The organism is Streptomyces sp. UNOC14_S4 (assembly GCF_020740835.1).
Lineage (GTDB): Bacteria > Actinomycetota > Actinomycetes > Streptomycetales > Streptomycetaceae > Streptomyces.
Map to the genome: position 1 here is coordinate 1 of NZ_JAINFC010000668.1, position 3,360 is coordinate 3,360.

2 protein-coding genes and 1 pseudogene are annotated in these 3,360 nt (G+C 70.7%); all 3 read right to left on the reverse strand.

Annotated features, from left to right (window positions below; genetic code table 11):
- Positions 1-211, reverse strand: a pseudogene (locus K6I34_RS34005) (hypothetical protein); the annotation flags it as partial.
- Positions 208-1,824, reverse strand: a complete 1,617-nt coding sequence (locus tag K6I34_RS34010; RefSeq protein WP_229331898.1) for a hypothetical protein — start codon at positions 1,822-1,824, stop codon at positions 208-210. The gene K6I34_RS34010 and the pseudogene K6I34_RS34005, both read right to left, overlap by 4 nt.
- A 273-nt stretch (positions 1,825-2,097) precedes the next feature.
- On the reverse strand, positions 2,098-3,087 hold the full coding sequence (locus K6I34_RS34015; protein ID WP_229331899.1) for a malate dehydrogenase: 990 nt from the start codon (positions 3,085-3,087) through the stop codon (positions 2,098-2,100).
- Between the last annotated feature and the right edge of the window lie 273 nt (positions 3,088-3,360).

Sequence of the window (3,360 nt, forward strand, 5' to 3'; positions counted from 1 at the left end):
GCTCCCCTACCGCGATGCCGCCGTCGGCGGGTACGTGCTGCGGGACGGGGGCGGCCCCGTCCTCCCTGGCGGCGGGCCGGGCGGCGCGCTCCGAACGGTCCTCCGCGCGCGCCCCGGGGCCGCTGACGACCGCGCCCCCGGTCATGCGGCCGATGGCGATACCGCCACCCCGCTCCGCGGCCTTGCCCTGCCGGTCCTTGTCCTCCGTCATGATCCCCCGCTTTTCGTGGTGTTCGCCTGTGCCCCGGCCCCGCTGGCGACCGCTCCGCCGCTCATCGAGCCGATGAACACGCCGCCCTCGCTGATCTGGACGATCTGCTGCTCGAACTGGTCGGTCTCATAGCCCTGGGAGCGCAGGGCGTCCCGTACGCCGCTCGCGATACGGTCCTGGACCGTCTTCACATAGCGGCTGATGTCCATCTCCTGGAACAGCGACAGCGTCTGCGTGCCCGCGAGCTCCCGCACCGAGGTCGCCGGGCCGTCCGGCATGCCGTACTGCGGCGTCGCCAGCCAGGTGCGGAAGCCGTGGACGGCGGAGCTCACCGTGGAGACGGCGGACGCGAACCCGGCCGCGGGCCCGCTGAGCAGGGCGCGCAGGCCGTCGCGCAGGAAGTTGTCCGGGCCGCGCGCCGCGATCACGTCGACCGCGCGGAACTCCGGCTTGATGGGCATCAGGACGTGCGGCACGACCTCCAGGACCAGCATGCCGCCCTGGGTGTGCACCCGGATCAGGATGGTCGCCACGACCTGCTCGTCCCAGGCGCCGACACGGATGCGCAGGAAGTAGCGGCGGGCCTCGCCGCCCTCGTCGACCGCCTCGGCCAGGTGCCGCAGGACGGAGCCGCCCGCGTAGTCGACCTCCGGGCGCGGCGGGCCGACCGGCAGATAGACGAACTCCTCGATCTCCAGGTCCTTCAGCCGGTCCCGGCTGGTCTGCGCGGCGCTGTCCCGCAGCGCCTCCAGCCGCGGCCGGATCAGCTCCACGACCGTACGGGCCGTGAAGGGCGCCGGGCCCGCGGCCGCCGGGTCGGCGTCCTTGCGCCGCTTGAGCTCCAGGACGAACGACCAGGGCTCGTAGGGCCGCCCCATGCCGAGGAAGGGGCGTCCCGAGTCGTAGATCGTCAGGCCCGCGTACTGCTCGCGGTCGATGGCCCGCGCGACCCGCCGGTGGTGCTCGGTGTACGGGACGGCCCGCTCCCGCCGCGCGAACTCCTTGCGGCTCAGTTCGTTGCGCATCACGTCGGAGACCCGCGCGCGGTGTGCCCAGATGGGCAGGGTCAGCAGCAGCGGGAAGACGATGGCCATCCAGCTGCCCGAGCCCCAGATGAGCTGGATCAGCGCGTAGAGCCAGTAGCCGACGGCTAATACCCCTGACACCACGGGTATCAGGACCCGCACCTGCCCCCGCATCGCCTCGCGCATCATGCGCTTGTCCAGTACGTAGACGGACGAGCCGCGCCCGGCGGAGGCCGCGGACGTCCACTGCAGGAAGCAGACGATCGCGTACAGCACCGACCACAAGGAGATGCCGAGGCCGAACGGGTCGGCCGCGGAGTCCTCGCTGCCGGTGCCGACCTCGACGCCGATGAAGAGGCCCCAGAACACGAGGAGCCACAGCGCGGTCTGCACGTCCTGCGCGCGGGCGCGCAGCGCGTACGCGAGCACCGGCACGATGTCGACACCGAGCGAGGGCGCTATCGAACGCTCCTCGTGCTCCACCAGCTCCTCGATGACGCGGCGGCGGAAATCGCTGTCCAGGTAGGTGCCCGCACAGAGAAGCCTCGTGGCCTCCGTGCGGGACTCACGTCCAACAGAAGTTGACATACGTCCCCCGATCGTCGAACTCACCTGCGAATCAGTAGGAGTTGACGCACTTTCGGAGAACCCAGAATAAGCCGAACGGCCCGCCACCGTCCCCGGCCGGGGACGATTGACGGGCCGGAATTCGACGCGTACGAGCGTACGTCGGTAAGCCTGTACGAATTAGATCGGTTGACGGAGATCGGCCGGAGGATTCGCTCAACCGGCCGATCGCGTGAGCCGATCAGGCGCGACGGACGCGCGACGGACTCAACAGGCTCAACAGACTCGACGGACTCAGATGAGGCCGAGGGCGCGCACCGCGTCGCGCTCCTCCGCGAGCTCCTTGACGGAGGCGTCGATGCGGGCGCGGGAGAAGTCGTTGATCTCCAGGCCCTGGACGATCTCGTACGTGCCGTCCTTGCAGACGACCGGGAAGGAGGAGATGAGGCCCTCCGGCACACCGTAGGAGCCGTCCGAGGGGATGCCCATGGAGGTCCAGTCGCCGGCGGCGGTGCCGTTGACCCAGGTGTGGACGTGGTCGATGGCGGCGTTGGCGGCGGAGGCGGCCGAGGAGGCGCCACGGGCCTCGATGATCGCGGCGCCGCGCTTGGCGACGGTCGGGATGAAGGTGTCGGCCAGCCACGCCTCGTCGTTCACGGCCTCGGCGGCGTTCTTGCCCGCGACCTCGGCGTGGAAGATGTCCGGGTACTGGGTGGCGGAGTGGTTGCCCCAGATCGTCAGCTTCTTGACGTCGGCGACGGAGACACCGGCCTTCTTCGCCAGCTGGGTCAGCGCGCGGTTGTGGTCCAGGCGCGTCATGGCGGTGAAGCGCTCGGCGGGCACGTCCGGGGCGGCGGCCTGGGCGATCAGGGCGTTGGTGTTGGCCGGGTTGCCGACGACCAGGACCTTGATGTCGTCCGCGGCGTGGGCGTTGATGGCCTGGCCCTGCGGCTTGAAGATGCCGCCGTTGGCCTCCAGCAGGTCACCGCGCTCCATGCCCTTGGTACGCGGGCGGGCGCCGACGAGCAGGGCCACGTTGGCACCGTCGAAGGCCACGTTCGCATCGTCGGTGATGTCGATGCCGCGCAGCAGCGGGAACGCGCAGTCGTCGAGCTCCATGGCGGTGCCCTCGGCGGCCTTCAGGCCCTGCGGGATCTCCAGCAGGCGCAGCTTGACCGGCACGTCCGCGCCGAGGAGCTGACCGGAGGCGATGCGGAAGAGCAGCGCGTAGCCGATCTGACCGGCCGCGCCGGTGACGGTGACATTGACGGGAGTGCGGGTCATGGCGATCTCCTGCTGCGAACTGGGGTCGGGTGTCCCTGCCCATGTATGGCGGACCTCTCTCGGTATCAAGAGATCCGGCGTCAGGCTATACCGCCGCCACGCTCGCACAGCGCGGGGACCTGTGTGTGACGCCTCACCGTGCGTGGCGGCGCGCGGAGGTTCCCACCGTTGCCTCCCCCAGACTTCGTCCGGGAGGTGCCCCCAGCGGGCGGGGCGGCCTGCGGCCGCGTCCTCGAACGCCGGACGGGCCGGGTGGGTGGTGAGGGTGGTGGG